This is a genomic window from Mesorhizobium sp. M2A.F.Ca.ET.042.01.1.1, assembly GCF_003997405.1.
Classification (GTDB): domain Bacteria; phylum Pseudomonadota; class Alphaproteobacteria; order Rhizobiales; family Rhizobiaceae; genus Mesorhizobium.
The window spans coordinates 1-624 of the sequence record NZ_RZRX01000627.1 but is presented as its reverse complement, the minus strand read 5'-3'; the positions used below and the strand labels follow the sequence as shown (position 1 = coordinate 624).

The window sequence follows — 624 nt, the reverse complement described above, 5'->3', positions numbered from 1 at the left end:
CCTCTCCGATACCTATTGGTATCTGGAAGCGACGCCCGTGCTGACCCGACAGATCGCGGACACCGCTGAGGCCTTCCGGGAAGGCGGTGCGCGATGACCGCTCTCGCACCGCACCTGAGCACGTACCTGCTGGAGCATCTGCCACGCGATCGCGGCGCCAGTCGCCATACGATCGACAGCTACGCATACAGCTTCCAGCTGCTCGTCGGCTTCGCAGCCGAGCAGTTGCGGGTCCGCCCTTGCGAGCTCCAGGTGGAGCAGTTGGGGGCCGAGCTGATCCTCGACTTCCTGGACCACATCGAATCCGATCGCGCGAACAAGCCACGGACCCGAAATGCTCGGCTTGCAGCGTTCAAATCCTTCTTCCGGTTCCTTGAATATCGGGCGCCAGCCTGCCTCAACGTTGCACTGCAAGTGCATGCAATCCCGAGCAAACGCATCACACAGCCCTTGGTCGACTATCTCACACGGCCGGAGTTGCAAGCCTTGCTTGACGCCCCAGACCGACGAACATCATCGGGCGTGCGCGACAGGGCGATGCTGCACCTGGCCTATGCCTGCGGCTTGCGGGTCTCCGAGCTGACGGGCCTCCAGCTCGACGACGTGCATCAGCCCGCCATGGAT

Annotated in this window: 1 protein-coding gene; it reads left to right on the top strand. The window is 63.1% G+C overall.

Annotated elements, in window-relative coordinates; translation table 11 throughout:
- Positions 1–93 precede the first annotated feature (93 nt).
- Positions 94–624: tyrosine-type recombinase/integrase (locus tag EOA23_RS35250; protein ID WP_145966629.1), on the top strand; the 531-nt coding region annotated here is incomplete at its 3' end.